Annotated in this window: 1 protein-coding gene; it reads right to left on the bottom strand. The window is 29.0% G+C overall.

The window, feature by feature from the left end:
• Positions 1-236 precede the first annotated feature (236 nt).
• Positions 237-1,118 (bottom strand): LysR family transcriptional regulator, encoded by an 882-nt coding sequence (locus E6A48_RS11525; protein ID WP_219710453.1) that lies wholly within the window; start codon positions 1,116-1,118, stop codon positions 237-239.
• Positions 1,119-1,275: the final 157 nt, after the last annotated feature.

Genomic DNA, 1,275 nt, shown 5'->3' with positions numbered 1-1,275 from the left:
CAAAGAAGCAAAAGGACTGCATTTAATAAAGTATAGCTTTTTGTGTATAAAAATATAAATATTATTTCACATTCATTTATTTTATACATATTACTAATATACAAAGTTAAAACGCTTGCACTTTTTGGTTTTTTTGACGAAGTCCGCAGAGCGACCGTAGGAAGTGTCTTTGGTGCGAAGGCGGGAAAAAGAACAATAAAAAAAATTCAAAATATAATTTTTATAAACGAATATCTTTATAATCTATTTCTTAGCTTGCCCAAAAACACTTTTGATGCCTCTGAAAATATCTGGTTTTTCTTCCATATCACCCTCGATTCTATTTCCAATTTCGGCTTTAATGGAACAAAACAAAGTTCCTCTGAATTGTTTACTAGTTTATCCATAGTTAAAATATATCCAATATCTGCTTCAGCCATAATGGCAGCATTGTAAATAAGATTGTAGGTTAATATAATATTTAATTTGTCAAAGTCTTTTCCTATCCATTCATCAAACTTTGAAGTTTGTATTTTATTGTTAAAAAATATCTTAGGGCACATTATAGGTATATTAAGCAAATCTTTTTTTTCTATGAATTTCTTTTTTGACAGAGGCGAAGTTTTTTTCATTAATATACCATAAACCTCTTTATATGGTATCTCCAAGCATTCATATTTTGAAGAGTCAAAATTGCCTATCACAACGCCGAAATCCAAAAGCCCTTTATCGAGTTTTTCTGTAATCTCTGAATATGCACCGCTATGTATATGATAAATTATATTAGGGTATTCATCTCTCATATTTTTTATAACATCAGCAATAAGTTTAACATAATAAGTTTCAGCACTTCCTATATGAATGTCACCTGCTATAACATCATCAGAAGATTTAAACTCTTTTTTAGTTTTCTCCATCAAGTCAATAATCTCTTCTGCTCTTTTTTTTAGAAGCATTCCGTCGGTTGTGAGTTTTATTGTGTAGTTGCTTCTTATAAACAATTTCTTTCCTATTTCTTTTTCTAAATTAGATATTTGTCTTGATAGGTTAGGCTGGGTGAGATTAAGAGAGTTTGCTGCTTTAGTGATGCTACCTTCTCTTGCCGAAATTAGAAAATATTTCAAAGCTTTTATGTCCATTATAGTACCTCGTAGGCTTATAGATGTATTTTAATTTTTTTTATAATAAAATAAAACCCCATAAAATAATAATTAAAAATTTGGATATATATTATATACTAAAAAATTTAAAGTTTGTCAATTTTTATGTTGTTCTTTTTCCCGCAGCTCGCGGTGC

It is taken from the genome of Brachyspira pilosicoli (assembly GCF_019402445.1).
Classification (GTDB): domain Bacteria; phylum Spirochaetota; class Brachyspiria; order Brachyspirales; family Brachyspiraceae; genus Brachyspira; species Brachyspira pilosicoli_B.
Note: the sequence above shows the minus strand (reverse complement) of the source record. Positions and strands in the feature narration are given on the sequence as shown.